Raw genomic sequence first — 18,185 nt, 5'->3', positions numbered from 1 at the left:
TTATTGTATCATAATTGATAGCGAAAAGCTATCAAAAAACAGGAAAATATATATTAGAAGTATCAATCAAAGTACGTTATAATAAAGTCATAAGGTTGTTAAAAAATTAACTTTTGGGTGAATGCAGCAGCGAACATATTTTTTTAAGGAGTGAAAACTATGGCAGAGAGAATTACAGGACACACAGAATTAATTGGTTTGATGGCTTATCCGATCAGACATTCAAGCTCACCGGCAATGCACAATGAAGCTTTTGCTACATTGGGACTTGATTATGCATACCTTGCATTTGAGGTTGATAACAGTACATTGGAAGATGCGGTAAAAGGGCTTCGTGCGCTGAAACTGGTTGGTTCCAACGTATCTATGCCGAATAAAACCGTAGTAGGGCAGTATTTGGACGAGCTTTCTCCGGCAGCAAAAATGGCGGGAGCCGTAAACACCATTGTCAATGACCACGGAAAATTAATCGGACATATTACAGATGGAATCGGCTATATGCAGTCACTAAAAGATAATGATATTGATGTTATCGGTAAGAAAATGACGATCGCGGGTGCCGGAGGAGCTGCAACAGCAATTGAAATTCAGGCAGCACTTGATGGTGTGAAAGAAATGTCTATTTTCAATATTAAAGACAAATTCTGGGCGAATGCAGAAGAAACAGTAAAGAAAATTCGTGAGAATACAGACTGTGTCGTAAATCTTTATGATTTGGATGATAAAGAAAAATTAAGAGAAGAGATCGCAGGCAGTTACTTATTTGCACAGGCGACAGGTGTTGGAATGAAACCGCTGGAAGGTCAGTCTGTAGTACCGGATGCATCTTTCTTCCGTCCGGATTTGATTGTAACAGATACGATTTATGCTCCAAGAGAGACTGCTTTGCTGAGAATGGCAAAAGAGGTTGGATGTAAGACAATGAATGGTCTTGGAATGATGTTGTTTCAGGGAGATGCAGCGTTCCATTTATGGACCGGAAAACATATGCCAATCGATCATATGAAAGAAGTTTTAGATATTAAATACGATTAAAAAACGAAAAAATCAGAGAGGAATATAAAAAAGATGAATAAGAAATATTTACCGAGCGCATTGATTCTGTATTTAAACTATTTTATTCATGGAATCGGATGTTCTATTTTAAGTCAGCAGGTAGTAAAAGAAATGCTTGCAGAAAACTGGGGATTGAGTGATGTAATGGCGGTTACATCCATTGCGGCAGCATTGGGATTGGGACGTTTAATTTCCCTTCCGTTTGCGGGACCGTTGTCTGACAAGCTGGGACGTCGTATTTCCGTATTAATCGGATGTGCATCCTATGTGATTTTCTTTGTAGGAATTGCTTTTTCGCCAAATACAACGGTTGCCTATATTGCGGCAGTATTAGGCGGTATTGCAAACTCTTTCTTAGATACTGCTACATATCCGGCAGTTGCTGAAATCATTTATACGTATACGGGAATTGCAACAATGGGAATTAAATTCTTTATCTCCGTTGCACAGCTGTTAATGCCGTTTTTCTTAGGATTGGTTGCGGGAACAAGCATGTCTTATCTGATGCTTCCGCTGGTTGCAGGAATTGCGATTGCGGTTCTTGGAATTCTGGCGATTTTTGCACCGCTTCCGGCAGCTTCTGAGAGCGGTAAATCAGAATCTTTTCTTAACAATTTAAAAAATGCACATTTTTCTATTGAGAGTGTAGCGTTAATTTTAATTGGATTTACAAGTACTGCAACCTTCCAGTTATGGTTAAACTGTGCGCAGACATTTGGAACGCAGATTGCCAATATTCCATCTGAAAATGTATCAGTGATGCAGACCTATTATTCTGCGGGAACTATGGTAGCATTATTTGTAACCAGTGCTCTGATTACAAAGTTTAAACAGGTGAGATTTTTGATTATTTACCCGGCAATTTCTCTTGTTATGCTGGCGCTGGTTTATATGATTCGTACCCCGATGATTTGTTATGTGGGAGCATTTGTGATCGGATATGCGGCAGCCGGCGGAGTTCTTCAGATGGCAACTGCAGTTGTAAACGATTTGTTTCCGAAAATCAAAGGAACCATCACAAGTTTAGTTATGATTGCATCCAGCCTTTGTAACTATACCATCTTAACAGCGGCAGCAAAAATGACGTCTACCGATGTAATTGTTATGAATATCGTAATCACCGTGATCGGCGTACTTCTTGCAGTTTTTGTAAATGCAAGATATGGCGTACTATTAAAGAATGCAGAAGAAGCATCAAAATAGAAATTTGTTTGAGGAGACAATAGGAGGAAATTGTCAATGAATATAGTAAAAGTTCGGAACATTGAGATTGGAAGCGGAATACCGAAGATCTGCGTGCCAATCGTAGGTGTGACAAAGGATGAAATTATTGCAGAAGCAAAGACTTTCGAGAACATTCCGGTCGATGTGGTAGAGTGGCGTGTCGATTGGTTTGAGGGAGTGTTTGATTTCAGCAGAGTCGAGGATGTATTAAAAGATTTAAGAGAAGCTCTGGGGGAACTCCCGATTCTGTTTACTTTCCGCACATCAAAGGAAGGTGGAGAAAAAGCCATTGAGGCAGATCCATATAAAGAGTTAAATATCAAGGCTGCAAAAACAGGGTACGTGGATCTGGTGGATGTAGAAGTTTTTACCGGAGATGATATTGTAAAAGATATTGTAAAAGCAGCTCATGAGTGCGGAGTCAAGGTTGTGGCTTCTAATCATGATTTCGATAAGACGCCGGAAAAAGAGGAAATCGTAAGAAGGCTGTGCAAAATGCAGGAACTTGGCGCTGACATTCCGAAGATTGCAGTTATGCCAACTTGTAGGCGTGATGTTTTAACATTACTTTCTGCTACAGAAGAAATGTATACAGATCATGCAGATCGTCCGATTATTACCATGTCTATGGCAGGGATGGGACTGATCAGTCGTTTGGCAGGAGAGGTTTTTGGCTCAGCTTTGACATTTGGCGCAGCCAAAAAAGCATCTGCACCGGGACAGGCAGCAGTAAAGGATTTGAACAATATGTTGCAATTTCTTCATGAAAATCAGGGATTATAAAAAGACAGAGTCTGAAGGAGAAGATAGAGATGTCTTCTCTTTCTTTTTGGGAAAATAATAGATAAAATCTATAAATGAAATAGAGAAAAAGCATTTGAGATTATAAATGTTTTTTTGTATAATTTAGTAAGGCAAATTGTGAAAAAATTACCATGGATTGTGAAAAGAATAACTTTCCAAACAAGTAGAGAGAGGTGAAATATGCTGAAGTGGTTAGATGAAAATTTAGAAGAATTTCTTATGGTAATGCTGCTGATTGCAATGACACTGATCATGGGGATTCAGGTATTTGCAAGGTATGCTCTCGGAGCGTCCTTATCCTGGTCGGAAGAGATTACAAGATATCTGTTTATCTGGTCTGGGTTTATCAGTGTTAGCTATTGCACTAAAAAATGCATTTCTATAAAGATTGAACAATTTGTGGGAATGTTTCCAAAAAGAGGACAGGCAATTTTTAAGGTGGTAAATCATACTTTTGAATTATTGTTATTTTTTTATTTAATTCCCTATGCATTTTTATATTTAAAAAGTGCATTTGAAAGTGGACAGGTAAGCCCTGCCTGTCAGATTCCGATGTATTATATCCAGGCTGCGCCGCTGGTAAGCTTTGTGTTGGTGGCGTTTCGAATTATACAGCGCTGGATCATTGAATTTCGTATTGTAATAAAGAAAGATAAGGAGGGGAAAAAATAAGATGTCAGTGGCAGTAGTATTCTTTATCTTTTTTGTATGCCTGATTATCGCAATCCCGATTTCGATTGCCCTTGGAATTGTTTCCGTTCTTCCCGGTGCATTTGATCCTTCCTTTACAGCCAGCGGGCAGTTTGTGATTCGATCTATGCTTGGAGGGATTGACAGTTTTCCGCTTTTGGCGGTTCCGATGTTTGTTCTGTCAGGAATGATTATGGCAAAAGGAGGAATTTCAAAAAAGATTTTTGATGTATTTGTATATTTTTTCGGAAAGTTAACGGCGGGTATGCCTTGCGCGGTAATTGTAACCTGTCTGTTTTACGGCGCGATTTCCGGTTCCGGACCGGCAACCGTGGCAGCGGTTGGAAGTATGACGATTCCGATTTTAATTAAATTAGGATATGACAAAACCTTTGCCACAGCGATTGTAGCGGTGGCCGGAGGACTGGGAGTTATTATTCCGCCATCAATTCCTTTTATTATGTTTGGTATGGCATCGGGAGAATCTGTAAGTGATTTGTTTATTGCGGGAATTGTTCCGGGATTGCTGATTGGATTACTTTTAATGGTCTATGCAATTCTTTATTGCAGGAAAAATGGTGAAGATAAAGAAAAAATCAATAAAGAAGCCGATCAACTACATGAAAAAGGATTTTTTGGTGTTTTTAAGGAAAGTTTTTTCGCAATTTTAAGTCCTGTTATTATTTTGGGATGTATTTATACCGGAATTGCCTCTCCAACAGAGGCAGCAGTTATTTCTGTATTTTATTCTCTGTTGGTTAGTATGTTGGTCTACAAGTCTATGAAAATCAAAGATATTTGGCCGATGATGGTTGAGGGTGTGAGAACCTATGCTCCGATTCTGTTTATTTTAGCGGCATCCATTGCTTTTTCCAGAGTTTTGACTTTAATGCAGGTGCCGCAGACAATCAGCGAATGGATTTTGGGAAATTTCCACAGTGGAGTTGTGATTCTCATTGTGATTAATCTGTTTTTGCTTGTTGTGGGTATGGTTATGGATACAACCCCTGCGATTTTGATTTTGACTCCGATTTTGCTTCCGATTGTTACGGCAGTGGGAATGAATCCAATTCATTTTGGTGTTATGATGGTTGTGAATCTGGCAATTGGTTTTGTGACACCGCCAATTGGAGTTAATCTGTTTGTAGCCTCTTCTTTGACGGAAATACCGATGGTTCAGATCGCCAAAAAAGCAATGCCTCTTATTTTATGTTTTCTATTTGCGTTGATTTTAATTACATTTATTCCACAAATCAGTTTGGCACTGGTATAGGAGGAGTCATTTATGAGAAAAAGAATCAAAAGATCTTTAGGAGTTTTGTTGGTAGTTGCTCTGGCTCTCGGAATGGGAGGATGTAAGAAGAAGCAGGAAAAAGATGAAATTCAGCGCTATGCCTGGCCTTTGGGAACATCCAGTCCGGAAGATACAGTAACGCAATTGTATGCAGAAAAATTTGCCAATGAAGTGAAGCGCCTGAGTCATGGAAAAATGAAAATTGAAGTATATCCAAACAGTACACTGGGAGGAGACAGAGAATTACTGGAAAGCTGTAAAGATGGAGATATTCCGTTTGTTGTACAAAATACAGCGCCTCAGGTAACTTTTCTTCCGGATACCGCGGTTTTTGACCTGCCGAGTGCATTTTCGACAATTGAAGAAGCCAGAAAGGCAGTGGATAATCCGGAATTCTATGAAAAGATGGAAAAGGTATATGAGAAAGGGGGATACAAGCTTCTTGGCTATGCGGATCAGGGATTCCGAGTGATGTCAACGAATAAAAATGTTCAAAGGTTCGGGGATTTTAAGGGACAAAAAATCAGAACGATGGAGAACAGCTATCATTTGAAATTCTGGAAAGCCTTAAATGCCAATCCGACACCGATGACATTTAGTGAAGTATATATCGGACTTCAACAGGGAACCATTGATGCACAGGAAAATCCTTATGAGGTCATTGTATCCAGTAAATTGTATGAACAGCAGGATTATGTAGTAGAAACCAATCATTTGCCGCATTATATTTCTTTGATTGTCAGCGATGAATTTTTTAAGGATCTTCCGAGAGAGCAGCAGGAGATTATCCAAAAAGCATCACAAACAGCAAAAAATTATGCGAGAAAAGCATCTGATCAAAGAATTGCGAATCGCATCAAAGTTATCAAAGAGAGCGGAACCAAAATTGTAAAGCTGGATGAGAAGACACAAAAGGATGTTAAAAAGGCGGCGCAGCCAATTTATGAAGAGATCAAAGAAAATATTTCAAAGGATATCTATAACTCTTATTTGAGTTGTACTGAAAAATAAAAAAATCCTCTGTAGAAACAGTATGTTTCACAGAGGATTTTTTTATGTGCTCTGGTAAATTTTACGAAATTCTAAAGGAGTATAATGAATTCGCTTTAAAAATAATTTTGAAAAATAGGAAGTGTTTTCATAACCGATTTTTTCCGAGATGGTAACTAAAGAATCCGAAGTATTAATTAACATCCATTTTGCCTCATTCAACCGGCGGTCGATGACATAATTGATCGGGGAAATCCCATAGATTTTTGTAAATTCATGACTGATATGATCCGTGCTGATATTAAATTCCTTTGCGAGGGTTTTCAATGTAATTTTAGAACTATAGTGTTCATTGATATAAATTAAAATATCTCTGGCGAAAGAGGAATCTTTGTGTCGTTCCATCTTGGGAGTTTCGCGAAAAATTTCATAATAGATACTTGTTAAAGCAACTGTGAGAGCATCGGATGCGGAAACACGGGTATTGGACGGGAATTTTCGCAAAAGATCCAGTTCTTGAAACAGATGATAGATCAGACGTTCATGAACTCCGGAATTGATACAAGGACAGATATTGGAAGGAAGCATAAAGCCGGCATCCGAATGATCCTGAAGTTTATAATTGGAAATGGCGCAGGTCCAGCAATCGAGAGGATTTTTTTTGTCCGAGGTCAGTGCATGAATCGCGCCTCGTTCTACAATGAGGATATTGCCCTTTTGAATCGGGTAATTGGTGGTGTTAATTGTTAAATTTCCGATGCCACCTGCAATATAAACGAGTTCCGTTTCCTTTTTGTGAAGATGATATTGATAACTCCAATTTGGATTATTGTAACTGTGTGAAAGACGACTGATTTTCGGGAATGAATTTTCTTCAAAAATAGCAGGTCTGACAGATACCGGATATTCTTCTAAAAACATGATAATTTCCCCCCCCTTAAGACAAGATAATTTGAATAAATTACAAAATAATTTGTAAAAAATACAGAAAATACAGGTTTATTATAAATAAAACAAAAAAATAAAACAAGATAATTTCTGATATATACAAGATAGCTTCTTTTTTTTAACAAGATATTTGGTACAATTTTGTTATAGAAAACAGGAGGTTTTAAATATGAACAGACCAAAGCGGAATGGAACCAAAGTTCCTGTAATGACGGCAAGGGAAGCAGTATCTTATATTCAGGATAATGATGCACTGGCAGTGAGTGGCGCAGGAGGAGGAATTGTAGATCCGGAAATTTTAATAACGGCGTTGCGAGATCGTTATGTGGAAACGGGAGAACCTAAAAATCTGACACTTTGGCATGCCACAGGACTTGGAGATCGAGGAGAACGGGGGATGTCGCCTCTTGCACAAAAGGGGTTAGTGAAACGTGTGATTGGAGGACATTGGGGACAATCACCCAGACTGGCGGAGATGGCGGAGAAAAATGAAATTGAAGCATATAATTTCCCACAGGGGATTATGGCACAGCTGCTTCGAACGGCCGCAGCCGGTCAGCCGGGGATTTTATCCCATGTGGGACTGCATACATTTGTGGATCCAAGACAGCAGGGCGGTCGATTGAATGAAATTACAACAGAAGAATTGATTCACCAGACAGAAATTAATGGAAAAGAATATTTGTTTTATCCCACAGTACCGTTAAATGTATGCTTTATTCGGGCGACAACCGTTGATACAGAAGGATATGCTTCTATGGAAGATGAAATTACTTATGTAGATGTGCTTGCAACAGCTCAGGCGGTACATAATAATGGAGGGTTGGTGATTCTTCAGGCAAAACGTATGGTGAAATCAGGAACTATCCATCCACGGAAAGTACATATTCCGGGATATTTAGTAGATATTGTGGTATTGAATCAGGAACAGGAACAGTTGTATAACGGATCCAACGGGTTCTTCACAGGAGATTACGTTGCAGAAGAAGGTGAGACAGTTCCGTTGCCGCTAAATCAGCGAAAAGTGGTTGCAAGGCGTGCTTTAATGGAAATTGCACCTGGAAATGTAGGAAATGTAGGAGTTGGAATTGCAGATGGAATCGGGGCTGTTGCACGAGAAGAAGGAATCGGAGAAGAATTTACTTTAACTGTGGAGACAGGTCCTGTTGGAGGAGCGACAGCTCAGGGAATTTTCTTCGGTGCAAGTATCAATTCCAAAGCGTTGATGGATATGCCGGCACAATTTGATTTTTATGACGGCGGTGGTCTGGAAGTTGCATTTTTAAGTTTTGCGGAGCTTGATGCGAAAGGAAACGTGAATGTACATAAATTCAATGGAAAAATTATGGGAACCGGAGGATTTGTTAACATTTGTGCAGGATCAAAAAAAGTAGTATTGTGTGGTACGCTGCGCGCAGGTGGATTGAAAACTGAAGTTGGAAATGGAAAAATTGCGATTGAACAAGAGGGGAAATTTGAAAAAATGATTTCGGAGTGTTCAGAAATCACTTTTAATGGAGAACAGGCATTGAGACAGGGACAGGAAGTGGTTTATATTACAGAGCGTGCAGTCTTTCATTTGACGGATCGTGGCGTGCTGTTAACAGAGGTTGCACCGGGAATAGATGTGCAGAAAGATGTAATTGATCAGATGGGATTTGTGCCAATGGTGTCACCGGATCTGAAGATTATGGATGAAAGAATTTTTAAAGAAGAAAAAATGGGAATTCGTGACGAGTTTCTTAGTGAAAAATAAAATCAATGTAAGAAAAGGAGAAAAAATATGAGTAATATTAAAAAGGTAGAAATTCCATTACATGTAGGAGATACAGCAGAATTTACTAAAACAGTGACAGAGACGGATGTTTATTTGTTTGGAGGAATTACTGCGGATTATAGTCAGATGCATTTTAACGAAGAATTTATGAAAAAAACAATGTACGGAACAAGAATTGTACATGGCATTCTAACATTTGCAATCGGATGCACCGCTTCAACAAAAATTCAGGAACAGGTAAAATCTCCTGTGCCAAGCGCATCCTATGGATATGACAGATTACGTTTTATTAAACCGGTATTTTTTGGAGATACATTGACTTGTCGTTATACTGTGGACAGAATTGAAGAAGAAACAAATAAGACATTTTCTAAGTTAGAAGTATTCAACCAGCATGGGGACATTGTCTTAGCGGCAACACATATTTTGAAGTTTTTCCCGTTAGAAGAGGATAAATAAAAGGAGCGATATTTTATGAAAATTTGTATGTTAGGAACCGGCTCTCTTGGAAGTACCATTGGCGGAACATTAGCGCAGGGCGGATCTGAAGTTTATTTTGTAGATCAGTGGAAAGAGCATATTGATGCGATTCATGCAAATGGTTTGAAGATGACAGATGAAAAGGAAACATGGTTTGTTCCTGTCGATGCAAGAACATCAGCAGATGAAATCGGAGTTGTTGATTTGGTGATTGTTCTTGTAAAATCTTTTGCAACAAAGGAAGCCGTACAACAATTAAAAGCCACCAATGTGATTGGACCGGAGACTCTGGTGATGTCCTTACAGAATGGACTTGGGAACGAAGAAACCATTGCAGAAGTTGTAGGGGAAGCCAATGTGATCAGCGGAAAGACTTATGTTGGGGGAAGACTGCTGGCACCTGGATTTGTCAGTGCAGGTGTCAGGGGAAAATATACCTATATTGGAGAATTGACCGGAGAAAAAACGGAGCGAATTCAGGCTGTATGTGATGAATTCAATCAAGCTGGTTTGTTATGTGAAGTCAGTGATAATATTAAGGGATTAATCTGGGATAAATTGCTGATTAATGTAGCAGCCGGAGCCTTGTGCGGTATTACAAGACTTCCTTACGGTCCGCTGTATGAAGAAGATTATATTAAGGAAACTGCGGTTGCGGCAATTCAGGAAGGAATTGATGTTGCAAAAGCCGCAGGAGTAAAATTAAAATCAGAAGATCCTGAGTATCCATGGTATGCTGCCAGTGAGGGCTTACCGGGGACATTTAAAACATCTATTTTACAGAGTCTGGAATTAAAACGTCCGACGGAAATTGATTTTATTAACGGATCTGTGGTAGAGTGGGGAAAGAAATTTGGAATTCCGACACCTGTAAATCAGACGCTTGTTACCTGCGTAAAAGGAATTGAGAAATTTTTATTGTCTTATGAGCCGGCTTTGAAAGCAGAAAAGGAGAAGTAATATGGCAGCTTACCTGGAACATATGGCGTTAAAGGTCACTGATTTGGAGTGGCACGTAAACTTTTTTAAAGAAGTATTCGGAATGCCGGTGCGAAAAGTAATGGGTGAGGTTCCCCATCGAAAAGTGTGGCTCCATGCAGGAATTCAATTAAATGAAGTTCCCGAGTTTGCCGGATTTGAAGGAAGAGCAGATCATTTGGGGTTGATGGTAGATAATGTTGAAAGAACTTTAGACAAAGCGTATCAGATCGGAGTAAAAGAACTTCCTCAGGGACACAATTGGTTTGAGCTGCCAAGTGGAATTTGCATTGAAGTCATAAAAGGAAGAAAAGAAGTTTTGAAACATATTTTACAACAGGAACCATGGATCGAAGACTAGAGGAGAAGAAAAATGAAAAAAGTAATGATGCTTCATAGTGTAAATCATAATATGTATGGGAAAAGAGATCCGAAGCAATATGGTACGATTACACTGGATGAAATTAATCAGCAGATTTTAGAAACAGCAGAAAAAGAAAACATACAAGTGGATACCTTTCAGACAAATCATGAAGGTGAGATGGTAGATAAAATTCACGAAGTCTTTTATGAAAAATATGATGGAGTCATTATAAATCCGGGAGCATGGACTCATTATAGTTATGCGATACATGATGCGTTGGAGATTCTGGAATGTCCGATTATTGAAGTTCATATGTCAAATATTTTCAATCGTGAGGATTTCAGATCACATTCTGTGATCGCTCCCGTAGCATATGGAATGATTGCGGGAATGGGAGTTTCAGCGTATACATTAGCAGTGAAAGCGTTGGGAGATTATTTTAAAACGATATGTTAGGTTTTGGAGCTGTCGTACCGAACAGAAAATCAGTACGACAGCTTTGTTATAATATGGGAAAGTTTTCATGGAAAAAGTTTTAAAGGTGACGGTTTCCATTGGTTTTTTTAATTATTGTGAAGAAGCGGCGGCATGCAGGATGCCAGATACCAGCTAAGATTCAACATATATGCAGAATCTAAGGTAGGCTTGTCCCACGAAGGATAAATCAGAGAACCATCGGTATCAAATTCCATGAGACAGTCTTGCTCGGTGATTAAACGGTTAATTCGGATCAGATCCGAATAAAAGTCCAGGAGAATGAACGGAAGATTTTGTCGAAGTCTGGTGGAATAAGTATGCTTTGCAAAGCGTGTTTTGATAGAATCAGGGCAGGAATCATCGGCAGTCATAATGACAAAGGGCGCATCGTAGTGAGGAAAATACTCGCAAAATTGATCGGAAAAAAGGTAAGATTCATCATCGGCAGAATAAGGATAGTAAATGCCATAAAGAGAATGATGTTGCTTTAAAAAGCGGACATTACGGTCTGTATGATGGGCGTTGCCCTGAAAAAACACCAGAATATTTTGGTTGGCTTCAATCATACGAAAATGGATCGGAGCAAGGGGCTGATCCGGAAGCATCCAGAAAAAGAGTGTGTCGGGATGATTGGAGAATAAATCAAACAGCTCTCCGGGGATCGGACCGCAGGAGAGCTGGCGAATTGTAAAAGTATAAATTCCAAGCTTATTGCCTTCTGCTACAAATTGACGGATATTTTCTAAATTTATCTGGTCAGTACAGGATGGATTCCAACGGAAAATAATGTTCCACGGAATACAATATCCTGATTTTTTAGATTCTGTTCGCAAGAGTTTTGCGCCGTAGGTCCAACTATTATATCCAAGAAGGATTCCGAGGTTTTTGATGGCGGAATGAGAGGTTTGGCGAAGAATGCGCTGAATCATAAAATAATATGCGCTGTCATGGTTTGCAAGAAGATGATCAACGATGGAAAAGGCAGGGATTTGGAAACGGCTGAAGGAAAAGCGGTGGATCATTGCTTCCAGTGATTCTAAAGCGGATTTAGGATCTTTGGACATCTCGTCGATTTTGTGTTCCACAATATGATCGATTTTGGATCTTGTAATAAAATTAGAGTTCATAGAAATTCTCCCTCCTTAATGGTAAAATGAAGCGGATTTGTTAACAAGAAATACAGGATTTTAATAAGTAATTTAATTATACAATAAAAATTTACAAAATTAAAGTGTGAAAGTACCAGAAAAAGGAAAGGTATTGCGAAAAAAATTCAACTGTTATAAAATAGAGAAAACGAAACAAGGAGAAGAAAACAAAGATGTTTCAAAAATTTTACCCTTCAGAGGATATAAAAAGTACGTATGATATTGATTTTGAGAAATACTATCGGGAAGGATACCGCGGCATTATTTTTGATGTAGATAATACGTTAGTTGCTCATAATGCACCGGCAGATGAGCGTGCAAAGAAATTATTTCAAAGGCTTCATGACATTGGCTATCAATTTTGTTTTACCAGCAATAATAAAGAACCGAGAGTCAAAGAATTTTGCCGGGCAGTTGGAGGAAGGCATTATATCTATAAGGCAGGGAAGCCAATGCGAAAAGGTTATTTCCATGCGATGAAACTTATGGGTACGAACAGAGGAAATACATTGTTTGTGGGAGATCAGTTGTTTACAGATATTTACGGGGCTAACCGGTCAGGAATTCACAGTATTCTTGTAACGCCGATTCATCCCAAAGAGGAGATACAGATTGTTTTAAAACGTTATATTGAAAAGATTGTTCTTAGAAGCTATTATAAAAAGAAATAGAAAGATCCGCTGAATTCAAATCAGCGGATCTTTTTGTGACAGCGATGAGCCAAAGTCCGGGCTTGCCCGAGACATTGGCGACCGCTTACAATTCCGAAACGTACCTTTTGGCACTTCCGATGATGATATGGGCTAAACTGCCTTAAATGAAATTTTGTCGTTCCAGAGCAACTAAAATATCACGGCCTTCCTTTACTCCTTCAATGATCCGACGAGTTTGTGCACTGTCACCGATGTTCAGAACTTCGATTCCTTCGTAAATAAAGTGGTTGTACAGTTCCTGAAGATCAGGGGTGGCGGACTCCATACCCAGACAAATAAATCCATAATCAAAATCCAGCGTTAAATCTTTGTAATCATGTCTGACGATAAAGCTATGGTCTTTGACCTCCAAAAGAGAAGCATTCGGATACTGCGTTACATGGTATTTATTCATAAACTCCAAAGATCCGGTTTTTGTGATGAAATCAAGATTTTCTCCAAAATGAGATTTTTGTTCAACAATGGTAACATCGGCTTTTCTTGGAACAAAGAATTCTACAACATCCAGTCCGACATTTCCGCCGCCGATGATCACCACTTTCTTATCGGTTAAGTCCTCAGGATAAGAATCCACGTTATCAACAAGATCAAAGATGGTTGATACGTTTCCGGCTTCCAGATTTTCTTTTAATCCCGGAATATTCGGAAGAAGAGGTTTGGAGCCGGTTGCATTTACAACGATATCCGGTTTGAAGCCCTCGATAAAATCAATGGATGCCTCTGTATTTTTACAGATAAATAAATTTTTCAGTCCCATAGCTCTGTGCTCTAAATACTGTGGGAAATATCCGAGACGGCGTTTGTTCGGCATCTGCCCTACACGTCTCGCAAGTCCGCCGAGCTGCTGGCTTTTTTCGATGAGAACAGTTGCGCATCCGACTTCAGCGGCAGTACATGCAGCTTCTAATCCGGCAGTTCCTCCGCCAACGACGACAACGTTGCAAGGTTTCTTTAATTTTCGATTTTTGTAATGAGAACCGGAAACAACTGCAGGGTTAATACTGCATCGCATCGGTTCATCTGTTAAAGTGGCAGTGCAGCCATTATTACAGGAAATACAGCGGTTAATATCATCCGTATTGCCGAACTGTACTTTGTTGACCCACTCAGGATCTGCGATTAATCCGCGTCCGATGGCAATCAGGTCTGCATCTCCGTCTTCTAAAATACGATTTGCAACCTCCGGTTCCCGAATGTTTCCGCTGGTAAGGCATGGTTTTCCGGTTTTTTCCCGAATTGCTTTGGACATATATGATTTCCATCCGTCCGGAAGGTAGTCGGCATCATATTGATATTGGATAGAACAAGTTAAACCGGCAGAAACACAAAATACATCAGCATAGTCCTTGAAATAATCAACGATCTCCAGCGTATCCTCCAGAGTATTTCCGCCCTCCGCAAGCTCATCTGCACTGATGCCAAGAAAAATTGGAATATTCTCACCTACAATATCCCGCACGGCTTTTAAAACCATTGTAACAATACGGGCGCGGTTTTCCTTAGAGCCGCCAAATTCATCGCTGCGGTCATTGGTTGTCGGAGATAGGAACTGATTTAACAGATAACCATGCCCCGCCTGAATTTCAACTGCATCAAACCCTGCAGTGACTGCGCGTTTGGCTGCCTGTGCAAATTTATCGACAATTGTTAAAATCTCATCTTTAGAGAGAGCTCTTGGAATATCCCCTCCCACTCTGGAAGGAATATCAGATGCAGAGACCGGTTGGATATTCGTGATGGTACCGTTTGCAGCGGATCCCGCATGGTTTAATAAGATGCTGATTTTAGAGCCGCAGTCATGGATGCTCTCGCATAACCGATAAAGGCCCGGGATATAGTTATCGTGGTCGATACGGAGCTGATAGGAACCGCTTGCACCCTGCGGGGAGTAGACACTGGCACCTTCAATAATGATCAGGCCCGCTCCGCCTTTTGCACGCTGCTTATAATATTCAATGAGTCTTTCATTTACTTCTCCAGTATGCTCAGCAAAATTTGTTCCAATGGGAGTCATGACAATGCGATTTCTCAGTGTCATGGATTTTACTGTATACGGTTCAAATAATTTACGGAAATTCTTTGCTGCCATAATTATGATTCCTCCAATTTATAAAATAATTTTCTAAAAATAATTATAGCAAAGTGAATATATAAATGCAATGAAGAATGTGTTATACTATTTATAAATAAAATTTATGGATTTTGGGGATATAGTTATGAATTTGAATCATTTATATTATTTTCGGACCTTGGCGAAAGAGGAACATTATACAAAAACGGCGGATATGCTTTCGATCACTCAGCCAAGCTTAAGTCATGCGATTTCCTGTCTGGAAAATGAATTGGGAGTGAAGCTTTTTGAAAAACAGGGCAGAAATGCGCGGCTGACAAAGTACGGAGCTTTATTTTTACGGTATGTAGAGCAGTCTTTGGATATGCTGGATGAAGGAAAACGAATCTTGATGGAATCTTCCGGAGTCGATGGCGGCTTTATTGATATGGGATATATCTTTACATTGGGGAGTCATTTTGTTCCGCAGTTGATCAAAGAGTATCTAAGTGTCAAGGGAGAGAATCACATTAAATTTTCTTTTGGGCAAGGGACAACCAAAAAAATCATAGAGGAATTAAAAGACGGAAAATATGATTTCGTGTTTTCTTCCTATGTAGATGGAGAAAAAGAACTGGAATTTCTTCCGATTGGACAGGAAGAACTGGTGCTAATTACTCCGAAAGGGCATCCGCTGTCAGAAAAGAAAGAGATTGATCTTTTGGATACAGTAGATTACGAATATGTGTATTTTACCCCAAATAGCGGACTTCGTCCGGTCATTGATCATTGCTTTACAAAAATAAAGCGTCAGCCGATCATTGCGTATGAAGGAGAAGAAGATTCTTCTGTGGCTGGTCTTGTGGCAGCAGGATTCGGCATTGCAATCTTACCTAAAATTCCACTGCTGGATACCATGGATGTCTGCGTTCGCCCGATTATTTCTCCATCCATTGAACGCTATATTTATCTCGTGATGAAGAAAAATAAATATTTAACGCCGGTGGTGAGAGACTTTATAGATTTTTTAAAAAGAAACAGAAGCGGCAATGGGGAAAGTACAAAGAGAAGTCATTGAAATTTACGGGGTTTTTATGCTATACTAAGAAAAGATTGCCATGGGAAATCTGATGGCAGCAGATACTAGAATGGAGAGAAGAGGAAAGACAAACGATGAGCCAATTAGAAGAAATTAGAAAGAGATTGGATCTCTGTGATAAAAAGATTGTATCGGTTCTTGAGGAACGGATGGACATTATCAAAGAGATTATGGTTTATAAAAAGGAGAATGGCCTTCCGATTTTACAGCCGGAACAGGAAAAGAGACAGCGGAAAATGCTGTTAACGCATGTGGACGATAATACATATAAGGATGAAATATTGGACATTTTCACTTATATTGTGGAGAATAGCCGAAGAATTCAGGCAAAAACATTGTTTACACACAATATTTTGTTAATTGGATTTATGGGAACAGGAAAAAGTACAGTTTCTACCTATTTAAGTACAATTCTTGCATCTCCTCAGGTTGAGATGGATGAGGTGATTGTGAAGAAAGAGGGAATGACAATTAATAAGATTTTTGAAGAATATGGAGAAACATATTTTAGGAATTGTGAGACCAATCTTTTAATTGAACTGCAAAAAAGAAACAATCAGATTGTTTCCTGCGGAGGCGGGGTAGCACTTCGTGATGAAAATGTAAAAGAGATGAAAAAGAATGGAAGGGTTGTTCTTTTGACTGCATCGCCGGAAGTGATTTTAGAGCGTGTGAAGGATAACGATGACAGGCCGCTGCTGCGAGGAAACAAGAATATAGAATTTATTTCAAAAATGATGGAGGAACGTCGGCCAAAATATGAGGCAGCAGCCGATATTGTGGTAAATACAGACCGAAAAACTATTGAAGAAATTGCAGAAGAAATTGTCGCGAAATTAACCAGAAATTAAGATGGAGGATTCATTATGCATTCATTTACTCAGTATACACCTACCAGAATTGTATTCGGAAAAGAAACGGAGAAACAAGTTGGAAATCTTGCGAAGCAGCAAGGCGCTTCAAAGGTATTTGTAGTTTATGGAGGTGGAAGTGTTATAAAAAGCGGGCTTTTGGACCGTGTAACCGCCTCTTTGCAGGAGGCAGGTCTTGTCTTCACGACAGTGGGCGGAGTAAAGCCAAATCCACGACTTTCTTTTGCCAGAGAGGCAGTGGAGAAGTCCAAGGAATTTGGAGCGGATTTTATCCTGGCAGTAGGGGGTGGAAGTGTGATTGACACTGCCAAGGCAGTGGCTCATGGAACTGCAAATCCGGAAACGGATCTGTGGGAATTCTGGTCCCGGAAGAAAACCGTGGAAAAGTCTCTTCCAGTAGGTGTTGTCTTAACGTTGGCAGCAGCCGGAAGTGAGACAAGTGATTCTGCGGTGCTTACCAATGAGGAGACAAAAGTGAAAAGGGGGCTTTCCACAGACTTGAATCGTCCGGCATTTGCGATTATGAATCCGGAGCTTACGTATACACTGCCCAAATATCAGGTTGGATGCGGCATTGTAGATATTATGATGCATACACTGGACCGTTACTTTACACAGTCGGAAAACAACGAGATTACCGATGAAATAGCAGAGGGACTTTTGCGCACTGTGATACGAAATGGAGCAATTGCAATCAAAGATTCCTATGATTATAATGCGATGAGTGAGATTATGTGGGCAGGAAGTCTGTCTCATAACGGTCTTACCGGACTGGGAGCAGAAAAAGACTTTGCAGTACATCAGCTGGGGCATGAGCTGAGTGCTAAATTTGATATTGCACATGGTGCAAGTCTGTCAGCTGTCTGGGGAGCCTGGGCAACCTATGTGTATGATGCAAAACCGAAGCGTTTTGCTCAGTATGCTTCCAAAGTATGGGGAATTAAAGAGACAGATCCGGTCAAAGCGGCACAGGAGGGGATCAGAAAAACTGTTGCATATTTTAAGTCTTTAGATATGCCGACTGGTTTTGGGGAAGCTGAGGAAATTGGCTTTAAAACAGAGGAAGAACTTCAAAAGATGGCAGACGGATGCTCTTATGGAGGAACCAGAACCATTGGTTCTTTTAAAGCGTGTGATAAAAAGGATATTTATGAAATTTATAAATTGGCAAATAAATAGTTGCTTCAACTTTAGATTTATAATAAAATGAAAACAAGATAT

At 39.6% G+C, this 18,185-nt stretch carries 18 protein-coding genes; 15 read left to right on the top strand and 3 right to left on the bottom strand.

From position 1 onward, the window contains the following. Positions 1–159: 159 nt before the first annotated feature. The 6 genes from AC27EF_RS01885 to AC27EF_RS01860 all read left to right on the top strand — a co-directional run bounded on the left by AC27EF_RS01885 (position 160) and on the right by AC27EF_RS01860 (position 6,079). Entirely contained in the window at positions 160–1,035 is an 876-nt protein-coding gene (locus AC27EF_RS01885) for a shikimate dehydrogenase (protein WP_487108476.1), read from the top strand. A 33-nt stretch (positions 1,036–1,068) separates the two neighbouring features. Continuing rightward, the gene (locus AC27EF_RS01880) at positions 1,069–2,259 is read left to right on the top strand and encodes an MFS transporter (protein WP_487108475.1); all 1,191 of its coding nucleotides are present in this window, start codon (positions 1,069–1,071) and stop codon (positions 2,257–2,259) included. Positions 2,260–2,295: 36 nt separating this feature from the next. Then, positions 2,296–3,063 carry a type I 3-dehydroquinate dehydratase gene (gene aroD / locus AC27EF_RS01875; RefSeq protein ID WP_487108474.1) on the top strand — a complete coding sequence of 256 codons (768 nt, stop codon included), beginning with the start codon at positions 2,296–2,298 and terminating at the stop codon, positions 3,061–3,063. Positions 3,064–3,264: 201 nt separating this feature from the next. Continuing rightward, the gene (locus AC27EF_RS01870; RefSeq protein WP_487108473.1) at positions 3,265–3,756 is read left to right on the top strand and encodes a TRAP transporter small permease; all 492 of its coding nucleotides are present in this window, start codon (positions 3,265–3,267) and stop codon (positions 3,754–3,756) included. Position 3,757: 1 nt separating this feature from the next. Continuing rightward, on the top strand, positions 3,758–5,047 hold the full coding sequence (locus AC27EF_RS01865) for a TRAP transporter large permease (protein ID WP_487108472.1): 1,290 nt from the start codon (positions 3,758–3,760) through the stop codon (positions 5,045–5,047). Positions 5,048–5,059: 12 nt separating this feature from the next. Next, positions 5,060–6,079 (top strand): TRAP transporter substrate-binding protein, encoded by a 1,020-nt coding sequence (locus AC27EF_RS01860; protein WP_487108471.1) that lies wholly within the window; start codon positions 5,060–5,062, stop codon positions 6,077–6,079. A gap of 42 nt (positions 6,080–6,121) precedes the next feature. Here AC27EF_RS01860 and AC27EF_RS01855 read toward each other — a convergent pair whose 3' ends face one another. Continuing rightward, positions 6,122–6,979: an AraC family transcriptional regulator gene (locus AC27EF_RS01855; RefSeq protein WP_487108470.1), complete on the bottom strand. Its 858-nt coding sequence runs from the start codon at positions 6,977–6,979 to the stop codon at positions 6,122–6,124. A gap of 196 nt (positions 6,980–7,175) precedes the next feature. On the opposite strand from AC27EF_RS01855, the gene AC27EF_RS01850 reads away from it, so the two are divergent. The 5 genes from AC27EF_RS01850 to aroQ are packed head-to-tail and all read left to right on the top strand — an operon-like array spanning position 7,176 to position 11,061. Beyond that, entirely contained in the window at positions 7,176–8,762 is a 1,587-nt protein-coding gene (locus AC27EF_RS01850) for an acyl CoA:acetate/3-ketoacid CoA transferase (protein WP_487108469.1), read from the top strand. 27 nt (positions 8,763–8,789) lie between these two features. Then, complete coding sequence (locus AC27EF_RS01845) at positions 8,790–9,242, top strand: MaoC family dehydratase (protein WP_487108468.1); 453 nt, start codon at positions 8,790–8,792, stop codon at positions 9,240–9,242. 15 nt (positions 9,243–9,257) lie between these two features. Beyond that, entirely contained in the window at positions 9,258–10,223 is a 966-nt protein-coding gene (locus tag AC27EF_RS01840) for a ketopantoate reductase family protein (protein WP_487108467.1), read from the top strand. A 1-nt stretch (position 10,224) separates the two neighbouring features. After that, positions 10,225–10,602, top strand: coding sequence for a VOC family protein (locus AC27EF_RS01835; RefSeq protein WP_487108466.1), 378 nt, complete (start codon positions 10,225–10,227; stop codon positions 10,600–10,602). 12 nt (positions 10,603–10,614) lie between these two features. Then, positions 10,615–11,061, top strand: a complete 447-nt coding sequence (aroQ, locus tag AC27EF_RS01830; protein ID WP_487108465.1) for a type II 3-dehydroquinate dehydratase — start codon at positions 10,615–10,617, stop codon at positions 11,059–11,061. A 107-nt stretch (positions 11,062–11,168) separates the two neighbouring features. On the opposite strand, the gene AC27EF_RS01825 is transcribed toward aroQ, so the two are convergent. Further along, positions 11,169–12,209: a hypothetical protein gene (locus AC27EF_RS01825; protein ID WP_487108464.1), complete on the bottom strand. Its 1,041-nt coding sequence runs from the start codon at positions 12,207–12,209 to the stop codon at positions 11,169–11,171. A 194-nt stretch (positions 12,210–12,403) separates the two neighbouring features. Here AC27EF_RS01825 and AC27EF_RS01820 point away from each other — a divergent pair, with 194 nt between their 5' ends. Continuing rightward, positions 12,404–12,901: a YqeG family HAD IIIA-type phosphatase gene (locus tag AC27EF_RS01820; protein WP_487108463.1), complete on the top strand. Its 498-nt coding sequence runs from the start codon at positions 12,404–12,406 to the stop codon at positions 12,899–12,901. A 142-nt stretch (positions 12,902–13,043) separates the two neighbouring features. On the opposite strand, the gene AC27EF_RS01815 is transcribed toward AC27EF_RS01820, so the two are convergent. Continuing rightward, entirely contained in the window at positions 13,044–15,032 is a 1,989-nt protein-coding gene (locus AC27EF_RS01815) for an oxidoreductase (RefSeq protein WP_487108462.1), read from the bottom strand. 127 nt (positions 15,033–15,159) lie between these two features. On the opposite strand from AC27EF_RS01815, the gene AC27EF_RS01810 reads away from it, so the two are divergent. The 3 genes from AC27EF_RS01810 (at position 15,160) to AC27EF_RS01800 (ending at position 18,143) form a co-directional block, all read left to right on the top strand. After that, positions 15,160–16,071, top strand: a complete 912-nt coding sequence (locus AC27EF_RS01810; RefSeq protein ID WP_487108461.1) for a LysR family transcriptional regulator — start codon at positions 15,160–15,162, stop codon at positions 16,069–16,071. Positions 16,072–16,166: 95 nt separating this feature from the next. Further along, a complete protein-coding gene (locus AC27EF_RS01805; protein ID WP_487108460.1) occupies positions 16,167–16,943 on the top strand; it encodes a shikimate kinase in 777 nt (258 codons plus the stop codon). A 15-nt stretch (positions 16,944–16,958) separates the two neighbouring features. Beyond that, the gene (locus tag AC27EF_RS01800) at positions 16,959–18,143 is read left to right on the top strand and encodes an iron-containing alcohol dehydrogenase (RefSeq protein ID WP_487108459.1); all 1,185 of its coding nucleotides are present in this window, start codon (positions 16,959–16,961) and stop codon (positions 18,141–18,143) included. The last annotated feature ends 42 nt before the right edge of the window (positions 18,144–18,185 follow it).

It is taken from the genome of Anaerostipes stercorihominis (genome assembly GCF_057535655.1).
Note: the sequence above shows the minus strand (reverse complement) of the source record. Positions and strands in the feature narration are given on the sequence as shown.